Consider the following 14,408-nt stretch of genomic DNA (forward strand, 5'->3'; position numbering starts at 1 on the left):
GCCTAAGAAGCGGTTTCTGCCAGTTTTGCTAGGCGCGACAGAATACCGGCGGCACCCTTGAGTCGGTCATTTGGCGTGGGCCAGTTGCGGGCGAACACGAGCTTCTGATCGGGTTTGATGCGCACCTGGCTTGCCGGATCGCTGACCATCCTGACCAAACCGGCCGGATTGGCGAACTCGTTATTGCGCAGGGTGATGACCGCGCCCTTGGGACCGGCATCGACTTTTTCGACATTGGCCTGACGGCACAGCGCCTTGACCAGAATCACCTTGAGCAGCGCTTCTACCTCCTCGGGCAGTGGCCCGAAGCGATCGATGAGTTCGGCACCGGCGGCATCTATATCGCGGATATCGGTCAGATCGCCCAGGCGGCGATAGAGCTGCATGCGCAATTGCAGATCGGGCACATAGCTCTCGGGAATCATGACCGGCATGCCCAGCGAGATCTGCGGGCTCCACTCATTGGTGTCCTCGTAATCGCCCTCGCCGGATTTGAGGTTGGCCACGGCTTCTTCGAGCATGGACTGATAGAGCTCGAAGCCGACTTCGCGGATGTGACCGGACTGCTCGTCGCCCAGCAGATTGCCGGCGCCACGGATATCGAGATCGTGACTGGCCAGCTGGAAGCCGGCGCCCAGGCTTTCAAGCGATTGCAGCACGCCCAGACGGCGTTCAGCGGTGTCGGTGAGCTTGCGGTCGGCGGGCACAGTGAACAGCGCATAGGCACGGGCCTTGGCCCGCCCGATGCGGCCGCGGATCTGATAGAGCTGGGCCAGACCGAAATGGTCGGCGCGATGCACGATCAGCGTATTGGCGTTGGGAATGTCGAGCCCGGATTCAACGATGGTGGTGGCCACCAGCACGTCGAACTTGTTGTCGTAGAAGGCGTTCATGATGTCGTCGAGCTCGCCCGGCGCCATCTGGCCATTGGCCACGACATAGGAGACTTCGGGCACGTGTTCCTTGAGGAACTCGGCGATTTCAACCTGATCGCGAATGCGCGGCACGACATAGAAGCTCTGGCCGCCGCGGTATTTTTCACGCAGCAGCGCTTCGCGCACCGACAGGGCGTCAAAGGGCGAAATGAAGGTACGGATGGCCAGACGGTCGACCGGCGGGGTCGCCAGCAGGCTGAGATCACGCACGCCGGTCAATGCCAACTGCAGGGTGCGCGGGATTGGCGTGGCAGTCAGCGTCAGCACATGGACATTGGCCTTGAGCTCCTTGAGGCGCTCCTTGTGGCCAACGCCAAAGTGCTGCTCCTCATCGATGATGAGCAGGCCCAGATCCTTGAACTTGATGGTCTTGGACAGCAGGGCATGGGTGCCCACCACGATATCGACCTGACCGTCGGCAATGCCTTCCTTGGTGGATTTGAGCTCAGCGCTCCCGACCATGCGGGAGGCCTGGCGCACGCGTACGGGCAGCCCGGCGAAGCGCTCCGAGAAGGTCTTGAAGTGCTGGCGTGACAGCAGCGTGGTCGGCACGACGACGGCAACCTGCTTGCCGCTCAACGCCACGGCGAAGGCGGCGCGCAGGGCTACTTCGGTCTTGCCAAAGCCCACATCGCCACACACCAGGCGATCCATGACGCGGCCCGAGGTCACATCATCAAACACCGCCTCGATGGCGGCCATCTGGTCTTCGGTTTCCTCATAGGGGAAACGGGCGGCAAATTCGTCATAAGCGCCGGGATTAATCTCGACCACGTCGGCGCGTGTCAGTTGGCGGGCGGCAGCGATCTTGATCAGCTGTTCCGCCATTTCGCGGATGCGCTGCTTAAGCTTGCCCTTCTTGGCCTGCCAGGCGACACCACCGAGCTTGTCGAGCGTGGTATTGCCTTCGTCGGAGCCGTAGCGGGTCAGCAGCTCAATGTTCTCAACCGGCAAATAGAGCTTGGTGTCACCACCATATTCGAGCTCGACGCATTCATGGGGTGCGCCGCCGGCCTCGATGACCTTGAGGCCAAGGAAGCGGCCGATACCGTGATCGACGTGCACCACCAGATCGCCGGCGGCCAGGCTCGCGGCTTCGGTCAGCGCGTCGCTGGCCTTTTTCTTGCGCTGGGGCCGCAGGATGCGCTCACCCAGAATATCCTGCTCGGACAGCACGAGCAGATCTTTGGTTTCAAAGCCGCTTTCAAGTGGCAGCACAACCAGCGACGTGGTCGCTGCGCTGGTGGTTTCTGCATCGCGCCAGTTTTCCGCCATGCGCGGATTAGTCAGGCCGTGATCCTTGAGCACCTGCACCATGCGGTCGCGCGTGCCCGTGCTCCAACACGCCACAATGGTGCGGCGTCCGGCCTTGCGCTCGGCCAGCAGGCGATCAACGACCGACTGGAACAGATTGGTGTCGGTGGCCTGACGTTCAGCGGCAAAGCTTGGCGCAATATGGCCGCCCGCGTCGTCATTGGCCTTGGTATCGGGCGCCATGAACTGGGAAAGCTGGATGACCGAGGCCCCGGCCAGTGCATAGGGGTGTTCATCTACCGCGTAGAGCAGCTCTGGCTTGATCGGCTTATAGGGTGCCCCTGCCCCCGCCACTGTCGGCAGCAGGCGCGCCGATTCGCGGGCATCGTAATAGTCGCGGATCTGTTCGACGCGGTCGCCATAGGCTTCGGCGGCCTGTTCATCGAAGACAAAGGGTGCATCGCCGACATATTGGGCCAGCGTATCGAGATGGTCGTAAAAGAAGGGCAACCAATGCTCGGTGCCGGAATAGCGCGCGCCGCCGCTGACCGAGGCATAGAGCGAGATCGTCGACCGTATTGCCGCCGAAGGCTGCGGTGTATTTCTGGCGGAAGCGGCGAATGGTCTCTTCGGTCAGGACCACTTCGCTCATCGGCGTCAGCGCGATGGATTTCAGCGTGCCCGTGGTGCGCTGGCTATCGGGATCAAAGGTGCGGATCGATTCCAGCTGGCTGCCGAAAAAATCAAAGCGCAACGGGGCTTCGGCGCTGGCGGGAAACAGGTCGACCAGCCCGCCGCGTACGGCAAATTCGCCGCTTTCGCGCACGGTGGGGACGCGCAGATAGCCGTTATTGGCGGCCCAGGCGATCAGCTTTTCGCTGTCGACAATGCGCCCGGCGGCGGCCGAGAACGACATGGTCTCAACAACGTCGCGTGGCGGCAGGCGCTGGATCAGGGCATTGACCGCTGTGAGCACCACAGCGCCCTTGCTGCCTGTGGTCAACGCCGCCAACGTGCTCATGCGCGCGGCGATGGTCACATTGTTGGGCGAGACGCGGTCATAGGGCAGACTGTCCCAGGCGGGCAGCGTCAGCACCGGATGGCCGGGCAGCATGGCGCTGAGAATATCGGCCATGCGCTGCAGGCGCCGGCCATCGCGGGCCACAAAGACGATACTGGCGGCATCGTCCGGGGCTGCCTCGATGCGCTGCTGGATCAAGCGTGCCAGCACCATTGGCTGCATGCCGTCCGGCACATTGGCGATGGTGCGTGTGGGCTTTTGCTGGACGACGTCGTTCATTTGGCCAGCCGCGCGTGATGGTCGGCTATGACCTGAGCCAGGAAGTCGCGATCAATGTGCTCAGGTGGCTCGACCTGCCCCATCACCCAGGTCAGGAGCGGCGGATCCTCCTCGCTCATCAGCGCTTCAAGCTGATCAAGCTGGACTTCATTCATGGCCTCGGTATGGGCGTCGGCAAACGGGCCCAGAACGAGGTCCATTTCGCGCGTGCCCCTGTGCCAGGCACGATAGCGCAGCTTCTTGCGGCGCATGGCAATGTCTTCACCGGCAGTCATTTGACGCGCCATGATCCTGAAAGGTGGTTGATTGGGTTTGCTGTGTACGCCCATTGCCGAGCGATGTCAGCCCTTACATCGTCGCAGGGCGATGCTGCATTGGCTCAGGACAGAAGAGAAAAGAACAACCAGACCAGACCAATCACCGGCAACCAGGCCAGAACAGCCAGAACAAGGATCACCCACAGGCGATGCCGACGCAGCCAGTCGACGCCCTGTCGGGGGTAGCCTATCGCCAATAGCCAGCCAAATGCGCGTTCCATGGAGCCTCCCGGACATCCCCGCACCACTGGCCTATTCGCGCTAATCAAGTCCTGCGCAAATCCCGACAATTGTAACTTCCACAGGACCCTCACCCCGGTGAATTGTCGCGCATGCCAGATATTTAGGGCGTCCGATCTTCGGTCAGCGGATGGCTGCCACGCTCGATTGGCGGCTACCGCGCGCGGCGATTTGGTTGCCTAATCAGCTGATCTCGGGCGCTGGTGGAGAGCGGCAATGGCCTGGATGAGTTTTAGAACGCGCGGTGGTGTGTTGAAGATCAAGCCACGCTGGCAAATGCGCTGGGCTGAAAGAACGCGGCAGGTGTGGGTGCTGGACCTGGGTGTCGTGGTGATCAGCTGGTGGTCGGTGCAGGACCTCGAACGGTTCTAAGGGCGGATCGCTGCATCGGCTCAGCTGCTTGTGGTCGGGGTCGGACAGAAGCTTCAATCACGCACGGCTGAGCTGTACCCTGCGGGCAGGAGAATCACCCGCGTGTCTCGCCCCGATAGTTTATCGCCACTGTTTCGTTCGCTGCACTCGATCAAGGGTGTCGGCGACAAGCTGGCTGCCCTGCTGACCAAGTTCTTCGGCGCGCCCGACGGGCAGGAGGCTATTGCCCTGGACATCCTGATGCACATGCCCTCGGGGGTGGTGGATCGCCGGCGTCAGGTGGGGATTGTCGATGCGGGCCTGAACCAGATCGTGACGCTGCTGCTGCATATCGACCGGCATCAACCGCCGCCGCGCGGCAAGCCGCATGTGCCTCATCGGGTATTTGCCCATGACGAAACCGGCGAGATGCAGCTGGTATTCTTTCGGGCGCAGGGCGGCTGGGTGGAAAAGGCCCTGCCCGTCGGCGAAGAGCGCTATGTGTCGGGCACGATCGGCTTCTTCAATGGCGAAAAGCAGATCACCCACCCCGACTACATCGTAGAGCCGGAAAAATTCGCCACCCTGCCGCTGGTCGAGCCGGTCTATCCGCTGACTCAGGGGCTGAGCTCCAAGGCGCTGGCCAAGCTGGTGCGTCAGGTGATCGAAAGCGTCCCAGCGATTCCCGAATGGATTGATGGGGCGACGCTGGATCAGCGCAAATGGCCCAGCTTTGTTGACGCCATGCGCATGGTGCACCTGCCCGACGCGCCGGGCGAGGCGGAGCTGTGGTCCCCTGCCCGCCAGCGGCTGGCCTATGACGAATATTTCGTGGGTCAGCTGACGCTGCAGTTGATCCGCTCCACCATGGTGGCAGATCGCGGTATCAGTCGTGAGTTTACCGGGGAGGTCACAGACCGGGTCAGCGCCCTGCTGCCGTTCGCGCTGACGGATGGGCAAAAGACCGCCATTAATGAAATCCGGGCCGATCTGGCCTCACCGGATCGTATGTCGCGACTGCTGCAGGGCGATGTGGGTGCCGGCAAGACCGTGGTGGCGTTGATGGCGATGGCCGCCATGGTCGAGAGCGGTGCCCAGTCGGCGATGATGGCGCCCACAGAACTGCTGGCGGCGCAGCACTTCAAGACTCTCAAGCCGCTCTGCGACGCTGCCGGGTTGGGATGCGAGCTGCTCACCGGCAAGATGAAGGCTGCCGAGCGGCGGGCCAAGCTGGTCGGAATTGCCGATGGCCAAACCAATATCGTGGTGGGCACGCACGCCTTGTTTCAATCCGGCGTGGAGTTTCACAACCTCGGTCTGACCGTGGTGGATGAACAGCATCGCTTCGGGGTGCATCAGCGCCTTGCCCTGTCGGGCAAGGGCAAGCACACCGATCTGCTGGTGATGACTGCCACGCCCATCCCCCGCACCCTGGTGCTGACCCATTTTGGCGATATGGAAGTCAGCATCCTGCGCGAAAAGCCCAAGGGGCGGCAGCCAATCGATACTGCCGTGCTTTCGATTGGCGAATATGATCGGGTGATCGCCCGGCTGCAGGCGCGGCTGCATGAAGGTGCGCAGGCATTCTGGGTCTGCCCGCTGGTCGAGGAAAGCGAGCATCTTGACGTGGTCGCTGCCGAAGACCGTTTCGCCGAACTGCAAAAGGTGTTCGGCGATCAGGTCGCCCTGGTGCATGGCCGGATGAGTGCGACCGCCAAGCAGGAGGTTATGGCGCGCTTTGCTGCCAATGAACTCAAGCTGTTGGTGGCCACCACGGTAATCGAAGTGGGCGTGGATGTGCCCAATGCCTCGATCATGATCATCGAACATGCCGAGCGCTTCGGGCTGGCACAGTTGCACCAGTTGCGCGGTCGTGTCGGACGCGGGTCCGCCCGCTCATCCTGCCTGCTGCTGTTCAAGGGTAACCTGAGCGAAACCGCCCAAGCCCGTCTGGATACCATCAAATCCACCGAGGACGGGTTCGTGATTGCCGAGCGCGATCTGGAACTGCGTGGTCAGGGCGATGTGCTGGGTACGCGGCAATCGGGCATGCCCGGCTATCGCCTGGCCGTGCCAGATGTGCACCGGCACCTGCTCGATTTCGCCCATGACGACGCCAAGGCGCTGCTCTCGCGTAACCCCAGCCTGACCGGTCCCGACGGGGAGGCTGCGCGCACTGCGCTCTACCTGTTCCGCAAGGATCTGGCTATTCCGCTGATCCGGGCAGGATAGCGGCGCAAAGCTGCCGGACCAGCGCAACCGTGTCGCTGCCATCAAGCGGCAGGAAACACCGCGTCTGCCAGTTCTGGGTAGCAATGGCATCTCTGGCAATTGGCCTGGTCCAGGGTGGATAGACCCTTATGGCACGCTTGCCGCCCACCCCCGCGCGCGACATGATCCCGCGCTGCAGCAAAGTCGCCCTGTCGAAGACGAATTGGCCCTGCGGCGCCCCGTCAGAGACCGCGATAATCGCCAGTTCGATATCACTGGCGCTGTCGAGCGGTGCAATAGGTCCGGCGGGATCGCGGCGGTGCCAGAGGGTGACGAACTGGCCAATCTTGGTCGGCGTGGTTCTGGCAGCGCGATAGACGACGCTGGCGCCGTTCAGCGCCAGGCGAAACGCGTGGTATTGGGCACTCTCGGGCTCGGCCAATGGCCCGGCCGTCAGATGCAGTCCGGCCGGGGCATAGATCGTGTCCAGAGCCTGCTGCAAGGGGGCAGTCAGCCCCCTATTCCACAGTGACCGACTTGGCCAGATTACGCGGCTGATCGACGTCGGTGCCCATAAAGACCGCCGTGTGATAGGCGAGCAACTGCACCGGGATGGTGGCCAGGATCGGCGCCACAAAGCTCGACACATGCGGGATCAGGATCACGTCTGCAACGCCTTGCCCGACAGTCTGCGCGCCCTCGGGGTCGGTGATCAGGATGATCTTGCCGCCACGTGCGGCCACTTCCTGCATGTTGGACAGGGTCTTGTCGACCAGCTCGTCGGAGGGCGCGACCACGATGACCGGCATGGCTTCATCCACAAGGGCGATGGGGCCATGCTTAAGTTCACCGGCTGCATAACCTTCGGCGTGGATGTAGCTGATTTCCTTGAGCTTGAGCGCGCCTTCCATGGCGATGGGGAACATCGGGCCCCGACCGAGATAGAGCACGTCCTTGGCTTTGCTCAAGCGCTTGGCAATATCCATGATCTGGTCTTCGGTGCCCAGCGCTTCGGATACCGCTGTGGGCAGGCTGATCAGTGCGCGCACCAGTTCGGTTTCCTGCTCGGCACTGAGAACGCCACGGGCCCGGCCCGCCGCAATCGCCAGGCTGGCCAGGGCGGTCAGCTGAGCGGTCAGCGCCTTGGTCGACGCCACGCCGATTTCGGGGCCGCAGAGAATGGGAAACACCACGTGTGATTCCCGGGCAATGGTGGATTCCACGGTATTGACCAGAGAGGCGACATGCTGGCCCTGGCTGGCGCAGTAACGCAGGGCTGCCAGCGTGTCCGCTGTTTCTCCAGACTGAGAGATGAACAGCGACAGGCCGTTCTTTTCGAGCGGCGGCTCGCGATAGCGGAATTCGGAGGCCACATCGATATCGACCGGCAGCCGCGCATAGCGTTCGAACCAGTATTTGGCCACAGCGCCGGCCAGAAAGGCCGTGCCGCAGGCGCTGATGGTCAGGCGGCTGAGATCGGCGAAGTCGAACGGCATCTGCTCGCGGACCGAGACCTGTTCGGTGCCCATGTCCACATAATGGCTGAGCGTATGACCGATGGTTTCGGGCTGCTCGTAGATTTCCTTGGCCATGAAGTGGCGGTGATTACCCTTGTCGACCATCAGCGCCGAGGTCTGCGAGATCTGCACATCGCGTTCGACAATGGCGTCCTTGGCGTCGCGAATGGTCGCGCCGGTATGGGTGATCACGGCCCAGTCGCCATCTTCGAGATAGCTCAGGCGGGAGGTGAACGGGGCCAGTGCCATGGCGTCGGAGCCCAGATACATCTCGCCATTGCCATAGCCGATGGCCAGCGGCGCGCCGTGTCGGGCCGCGATCAGCAGCCCCTCATCGTCGCGGAACATGAAGGCCAGAGCGAAGGCGCCGCGCAGCTTTATGAGCGTATTGGACACGGCCTGTTCGGGCTGAGCGCCCCTGGCCAGTTCGCGCGACACCCAGAGCGCCACGGCTTCGGTATCGGTCTGGGTGGTGGGCTGATAGCCATCCTTGGCCAGATCGATCAGCATGTCGCGGTAGTTTTCGATAATGCCGTTATGCACCACACCAACGCGATCGGTGGTGTGTGGGTGGGCATTGAGCTCAGTGGGGGCACCATGGGTGGCCCAGCGGGTATGGCCAATGCCGATCGTGCCCGCCAATGGTTCGGCCGCCAGTTTCTGGGCCAGATTGCCCAGCTTGCCCTCGGCGCGGCGGCGGGCGATATCGCCATCAGCCAGCGTGGCGACGCCGGCGCTGTCATAGCCGCGATATTCCAGGCGCTTGAGCGCATCCACGAGGCGTTCGGCAACCGGTTGATTGCCAACAATACCAACGATACCGCACATGGCTAAAGGCCCTTCTTGTTGAGTTTTTCGGCCTTGGCTGCGGCAAAGATATCCTTGGCGCGACCGGGCTTGTTGACCTGACGACCGCGTGCTAGCGCCAGGGCGTCTGCTTCTACATCGTCGGTAATCACACTACCACTCCCTACCAGAGCGCCCGGGCCCACATTGACCGGAGCGATCAGCGACGTGTTGGAGCCGATAAAGGCGTTGTTGCCGATAACGGTCTGGTGCTTGTTGTAGCCATCGTAATTGACGGTGATGACACCGGCGCCGATGTTCACATCGCTGCCAATGCTGGCGTCGCCGATATAGCTGAGGTGGCTGACCTTGGCGCCCTTGCCGATATCGGCCTTCTTGACCTCGACGAAATTGCCGATCTTGGCGCCCTCGCCCAGATTGGCGCCGGGCCGCAGCCGCGCGAAGGGACCCACCGACGCATTGGCACCGACATGGGCGCCTTCGAGATGGCTGAAGGCGTGAATAACCGCGCCAGTGTCGATTTTCACGCCGGGACCAAACACCACATTGGGCTCGATGGTGACGTCCTGGGCAATTTCGGTGTCGTAGGAGAACCAGACGCTTTTGGGATCATGCAGGGTCACGCCAGCGGCCATGAAGTCGGCGCGGCGCAGTTCCTGGAAGGTTGCCTCGGCCTGCGCCAGCTTGGAGCGATCATCAACGCCAACCACTTCGGCAGGGTCAGCCTCGACATATTCGACGCGGCGACCATCGGCATTGGCCAGTTCGACAGCGTCGGTGAGATAGTATTCGCCCTTGGCATTGGCATTGCCGATACGATCGATGACGCCGCGCAAGGCGTCGGCCTTGAAACCCATAATGCCCGAATTGCACAGATCGATCTTGCGCTCCTCCTCGCTGGCATCCTTGTGCTCCCGAATAGCCACCAGGCGACCATCCAGGGTCAGCAGGCGCCCCAGATTAGTCGGATCGGCCGGACGATAGGCCACGACGACGATGTCGGCACCGTCATCAAGACGTTTGGCGATCTCGGCCAGGGTTTTGGGCGACACCAGCGGGTTGTCGGCATAAAGCACGATGACATTGCCCTTGGCGGTGGCGTAGGCCGCCTGAGCCTGTCGCACGGCATGGCCCGTGCCCAGCCGCTCATGCTGCTCGGACACCAGTGCATCGGGCGCAGCGGCCATGGCGGAAGCCCGCACGCGCTCGCTGGAGGCCCCGACCACCAGAGCGATGCTGGACGCTCCAGCCGACTGGGCGGTGCGCAGCACATGACCGATCATGGGCAGTCCGCCCACCTGATGCAGAACCTTGGGTGTGCTCGAGCGCATTCGCGTGCCTTCACCGGCAGCCAGAATGATCGACAATAGTTCCGTCATGGCGTTTCTCCGCTTCGCATTCTCTATTCGTGCGCATTTTCACAGATTTATGGCAGCCAAGAGTTGGCGAACCGCTAATCAGGGCCTCATGGTTCTTTCATTGCGCAATACCTGATTCGATTGCGCCCTCGAGGTTTTTGACATTGGCCAAGGCATCGGAACAGTTCCGGCAATCGGATGTAACCACCTGGGGCATCGTTGCGCTGGTATTTGGCGCCATTGCGGTGCTGGGCGCAAATGTATCCGCGGTTATTCCATCAAGCATTCTGGGCGGGCTGCACAAGACCCGCATTGAAGGCGCGTCGATCGACCAGCTGCGCTTGCAGGTTGCCGATCTGCGCGAAGCCAGTCTGCAGCTCAAGCGAGACAATACAGTTCTGGCCAATCGCTTTGCGCTTGAAGAGCAGCAGGGCAATGCGGTGCGCCAGCGCGTCGGCGCACTCGAAGTCAGCCTGCCCCGTCTGCTTGAGGCCCTGCCGGCGGGCGCCAAGATCGACCGCTCATCGCTGACCGCCTCGATTGGCGAAGCGCTGATCTATGACGCCGATGGCGGTTCGGTACTGATACGCCAGCAGCCCATGGCGGAAGCCGCGCCCACACAGGGTCAGGAACAGCCCCTGCCCGCACCGGTGCAAACAGCCAGTGCCGCCATACCGAATGAAATTGATTTCGGCATTGCTCTGGGCACCTCGGTGCCGTTCGAGCAGGCGCCACAAACCTGGAATGATCTGTCCATGAAGCTGGGGCCATTGCTGTTTGGCCTATCGCCCCTGCTGGTGGATGAAGCCAATAGCGACAACAAACGTATCGTAGTCGGCCCGATTACCGAACTGTCCGAAGCGACCGCGCTTTGCAGCCGTCTGGAGCGGATTTCGATTTCGTGTCTGCCCATGCCATTTGTGGGAACTCCGCTGAGCTATTGATTAGCGGCGCAATTGCGGTTGACAGCGTTGGGAACGTGGCTATGTTCCGCCGCGACGCCAGCGGCGTCAATCTTGGTGAGCGCCGGTAGCTCAGTGGTAGAGCATTCGACTTTTAATCGAATGGTCGTGGGTTCGACCCCCACCCGGCGTACCAAGACCTCTTTTCTTGACTGATAAGGCCGCTGTTGTGTCTCAGGATATCATCGATCTGCTCAAGGTGCTCGCGGCGACGCTGGTGACCTTTGCTGCCAGCACGCTGGTGATGCTCTATGTCATTTACCTGCTGGCCCAGTACGGTGCCAACCTGCCGATGATCGGTGCGGTGCCCCTGAGTGCACCGCCCGAAATGGTGCCCCTCCTGGCCCGCAACCAGATTTTGCCGACCCTGGCGGCGGTTCATGTCACCGCAACCGGGCTGGCGCTGGTGTTGAACGCCCATACCATCGACATGGCACTGTTGATTACCGCCAAGGCGGTGACCGTGGTGGTGACCGCGCTGCTGGGGTTTGTGGTCGGTCACATGATCTATCTACAGCTGACAGAAGGCGCCGCGATCCAACTCGGACCGCTCAGTCCGGTATTTATCGCGCTGCTGGGTTTTCTGGTGCTGTCGTCCTGGCTCAGCGTGCCGAATCTGCGCCCGCTGGGCAATCTTCGCTTCATCGTCGCCGCCGGCATGATCCTGCTCGGACCATTGCTGCTGGTCTGGCTTTAGCGAGTCAAAACAGCTTCTTAGGCGATTAGGTTCGCATTCCAGAATCAACTGTTCAGCGTGACCACAATGGCGCCGCGCGGCGCGGCGATCACCGTGTGCTCATATTGCACGCAGGGCGCGGGTGGGTTGCTGATCAGGGTCCATTCATCATCGGCCGATTTCTGGTCAGCCAGACGGCCACCCAGCGACAGGAACGGCTCGATGGTGAATACCATCCCATCGGTCATGCGCCGACGTTCGGACTTGTCGGGCCAGGTAGCTATTTCCTCGGGCGCATCGTGCAGGCTGTCGCCCACGCCGTGACTGGCTAGATTGCGGATCAGCGTATAGCCATTCTTCTTGGCGAACTTGCCGATGGCATTGCCGATATCGCCCAGCGGCGCACCCGCTTTGACCGCCCGAATGCCGGCCCACATCGCCTTCTTGCCATCGCGGCACAGCGTGGTGAGCTGGCTGGCTTCAGGCGGGATGATGAACGAGGCGCCGGTATCTGCAAAGACGCCGTCCTTTTCCGCTGACACATCGATATTGATCAGGTCACCCGCTGCCAGCACCCGGTCGCCGGGAATGCCATGGGCAATTTCCTCATTGACTGAAATACAAGTGGCGCCGGGGAAATTATAGGTGACCTCAGGCGCCGAACGGGCACCATGCTCGGCCAGCAAGGCGCGGCCGATCTCGTCGAGTTCCATTGTGGTCATGCCCGGACGCATGGCCTGGGCCATGGCGTCTCGGGTCAGCGCGCAAATGCGTCCGATCGCCTTGAGGCGCTCGAACTGCTCATCGGTGGATATGATCAAGCCATCAGCCCTTATTGGCGAGGTAGTAGGACAGCAGGCCCTGGGTGGAAGCGTCGTGCCCTTCCCCGCTCTGGCTACCCTCGACCTTTGGCAGCAAGGCCTTGGCCAACTGCTTGCCAAGCTCAACGCCCCACTGGTCATAGGAATTGACGTTCCAGATCACGCCCTGGGTGAACACCTTATGCTCATAGAGCGCGACGAGCGAACCCAGGGTCTCGGGCGTCAACTGCTCATAGAACAACGTGTTGGACGGCCGGTTGCCAGGGAACACCTTGTGCGGGGTCAATGCCTTGATCTCGGCCTTGCCCAGCCCCTGCGCCTTGAGTTCGCCGACCACTTCATCGGCGGTCTTGCCCAACATCAGCGCTTCGGACTGCGCCAGCACATTGGCGACCAGCTTGTCGTGGTGCGGCGGCAGGTTTTCATGCGGCCGGGCGGCAATCAGAAAATCGCAGGGAATGACGTCGGTGCCCTGATGGATCAGCTGATAGAATGCGTGCTGACCATTGGTGCCCGGTTCGCCCCAGACGATGGGGCCAGTCGACCAGCCCACGGGCTTGCCCGCCAGCGTGACGGACTTGCCATTCGATTCCATGTCCTGCTGCTGCAGATAGGCCGCAAAGCGGCTCATGCGCTGGTCATAGGGCAGCACGGCATGGGTCGAGAAACCCCAGACATTGCGATACCAGACGCCGAGCACGGCCATGATGACGGGCAGGTTTTCCTCGAGCGGGGCCGACAGGAAATGCCGGTCCATCTCATCTGCACCCTGAAGGAACTTGGCGAAGTTCTCATATCCGACGGCCAGTGCGATAGGCAGACCAATGGCTGACCACACCGAATAGCGGCCACCGACCCAGTCCCAGAAGCCGAAGATGCGGTCTTCGCGGATGCCAAACTTGGCGCAGGCGGGGATATTGGTCGAGACGGCCGCAAAATGGTTCGGCACAGCTTCTTCGCCCAGCGTATCGGCGATCCAGTCGCGCGCCGAGCCGGCATTGGTCATGGTTTCGTCGGTGGTGAAGGTCTTGGACGCGACGATGAACAGCGTCGTCTTGGGATCGAGACGCTTGAGAATGTCGTGAATATGGGCGCCATCAACATTGGAGACGTAGTGGGCGCGCAAATCGGCGCGGGTATAGGGCTCGAGCGCCAGCGTCACCATGGCGGGACCGAGGTCGGAGCCGCCAATACCGATATTGACGATATCGGCAAACTGGGCGCCGCCATGGCCGCGAATGGCGCCGCTGCGGATATCGTCGGTATAGCTCTCAATGGCGGCCAGCACGGCGCGCACATCTGGCATGACGTCCTTGCCATCGACCGGCACGGGCTTGTCGCCCTGATAGCGCAGCGCCATGTGCATCACGGCGCGGTCTTCGGTGATGTTGATGTGCTCGCCTTCGCACATCTGGTCACGGCGTTCCTCGACACCGGCAGCGCGCGCCAGATCGAACAGCGCAGCCATGGTGTCTTCGTCGATGCGGTTCTTGGAATAGTCGAGCATAATGCCCGCGCCGGTAACCGAAAAGCGCTTGAAGCGGTTCGGGTCGACAGCGAACTGCACGCGCATGGGCTGCTCTTCGAGCCGCTTGCGGTGTTTGCTCAGGTTCGAAAAACTCGCCTTGCGTCCAGCTTTAGCCATGTCGAAGAACCCTT

The 14,408-nt window shown here is 61.9% G+C and carries 11 protein-coding genes, 1 tRNA gene and 1 pseudogene; 5 read left to right on the forward strand and 8 right to left on the reverse strand.

The genetic code is table 11. The features are described 5' to 3' along the window. Positions 1–2 precede the first annotated feature (2 nt). From mfd to AC0L37_RS09555, 3 genes and pseudogenes are all read right to left on the reverse strand, one after another. Positions 3–3,489: pseudogene (mfd, locus tag AC0L37_RS09545) on the reverse strand (transcription-repair coupling factor). Then, positions 3,486–3,764, reverse strand: a complete 279-nt coding sequence (locus AC0L37_RS09550; RefSeq protein ID WP_249327612.1) for an FAD assembly factor SdhE — start codon at positions 3,762–3,764, stop codon at positions 3,486–3,488. The pseudogene mfd and the gene AC0L37_RS09550 overlap by 4 nt, the downstream one beginning before the upstream one ends. Before the next feature lie 104 nt (positions 3,765–3,868). Next, entirely contained in the window at positions 3,869–4,027 is a 159-nt protein-coding gene (locus tag AC0L37_RS09555) for a hypothetical protein (RefSeq protein ID WP_282221304.1), read from the reverse strand. Between the two features lie 235 nt (positions 4,028–4,262). On the opposite strand from AC0L37_RS09555, the gene AC0L37_RS09560 reads away from it, so the two are divergent. Continuing rightward, positions 4,263–4,418 carry a hypothetical protein gene (locus AC0L37_RS09560; RefSeq protein ID WP_212658155.1) on the forward strand — a complete coding sequence of 52 codons (156 nt, stop codon included), beginning with the start codon at positions 4,263–4,265 and terminating at the stop codon, positions 4,416–4,418. A gap of 102 nt (positions 4,419–4,520) precedes the next feature. Beyond that, positions 4,521–6,629 (forward strand): ATP-dependent DNA helicase RecG, encoded by a 2,109-nt coding sequence (gene recG / locus AC0L37_RS09565; protein WP_282221303.1) that lies wholly within the window; start codon positions 4,521–4,523, stop codon positions 6,627–6,629. On the opposite strand, the gene AC0L37_RS09570 is transcribed toward recG, so the two are convergent. Genes AC0L37_RS09570 through glmU form a run of 3 tightly spaced genes read right to left on the reverse strand, consistent with a single transcriptional unit; the run spans position 6,604 to position 10,311 of the window. Then, positions 6,604–7,110, reverse strand: coding sequence for a MepB family protein (locus AC0L37_RS09570; protein ID WP_282221302.1), 507 nt, complete (start codon positions 7,108–7,110; stop codon positions 6,604–6,606). The two genes, recG and AC0L37_RS09570, sit on opposite strands and share 26 nt — an antisense overlap. Positions 7,111–7,126: 16 nt before the next feature. Further along, the gene (gene glmS, locus AC0L37_RS09575; protein WP_282221301.1) at positions 7,127–8,953 is read right to left on the reverse strand and encodes a glutamine--fructose-6-phosphate transaminase (isomerizing); all 1,827 of its coding nucleotides are present in this window, start codon (positions 8,951–8,953) and stop codon (positions 7,127–7,129) included. A 2-nt stretch (positions 8,954–8,955) separates the two neighbouring features. Continuing rightward, positions 8,956–10,311 carry a bifunctional UDP-N-acetylglucosamine diphosphorylase/glucosamine-1-phosphate N-acetyltransferase GlmU gene (glmU, locus tag AC0L37_RS09580; RefSeq protein WP_282221300.1) on the reverse strand — a complete coding sequence of 452 codons (1,356 nt, stop codon included), beginning with the start codon at positions 10,309–10,311 and terminating at the stop codon, positions 8,956–8,958. Between the two features lie 143 nt (positions 10,312–10,454). Here glmU and AC0L37_RS09585 point away from each other — a divergent pair, with 143 nt between their 5' ends. The 3 genes from AC0L37_RS09585 to AC0L37_RS09595 all read left to right on the forward strand — a co-directional run bounded on the left by AC0L37_RS09585 (position 10,455) and on the right by AC0L37_RS09595 (position 11,949). Beyond that, complete coding sequence (locus tag AC0L37_RS09585; protein WP_212658160.1) at positions 10,455–11,234, forward strand: hypothetical protein; 780 nt, start codon at positions 10,455–10,457, stop codon at positions 11,232–11,234. A gap of 79 nt (positions 11,235–11,313) precedes the next feature. Then, positions 11,314–11,388 (forward strand) — tRNA-Lys (locus AC0L37_RS09590). Between the two features lie 12 nt (positions 11,389–11,400). Next, positions 11,401–11,949 carry a hypothetical protein gene (locus AC0L37_RS09595; RefSeq protein WP_212658161.1) on the forward strand — a complete coding sequence of 183 codons (549 nt, stop codon included), beginning with the start codon at positions 11,401–11,403 and terminating at the stop codon, positions 11,947–11,949. A 44-nt stretch (positions 11,950–11,993) separates the two neighbouring features. Here AC0L37_RS09595 and map read toward each other — a convergent pair whose 3' ends face one another. Continuing rightward, on the reverse strand, positions 11,994–12,749 hold the full coding sequence (map, locus tag AC0L37_RS09600) for a type I methionyl aminopeptidase (protein ID WP_282221299.1): 756 nt from the start codon (positions 12,747–12,749) through the stop codon (positions 11,994–11,996). A 4-nt stretch (positions 12,750–12,753) separates the two neighbouring features. Beyond that, positions 12,754–14,394: a glucose-6-phosphate isomerase gene (gene pgi, locus AC0L37_RS09605; protein ID WP_282221298.1), complete on the reverse strand. Its 1,641-nt coding sequence runs from the start codon at positions 14,392–14,394 to the stop codon at positions 12,754–12,756. Positions 14,395–14,408 lie beyond the last annotated feature (14 nt).

It is taken from the genome of Devosia sp. J2-20, assembly GCF_055808475.1.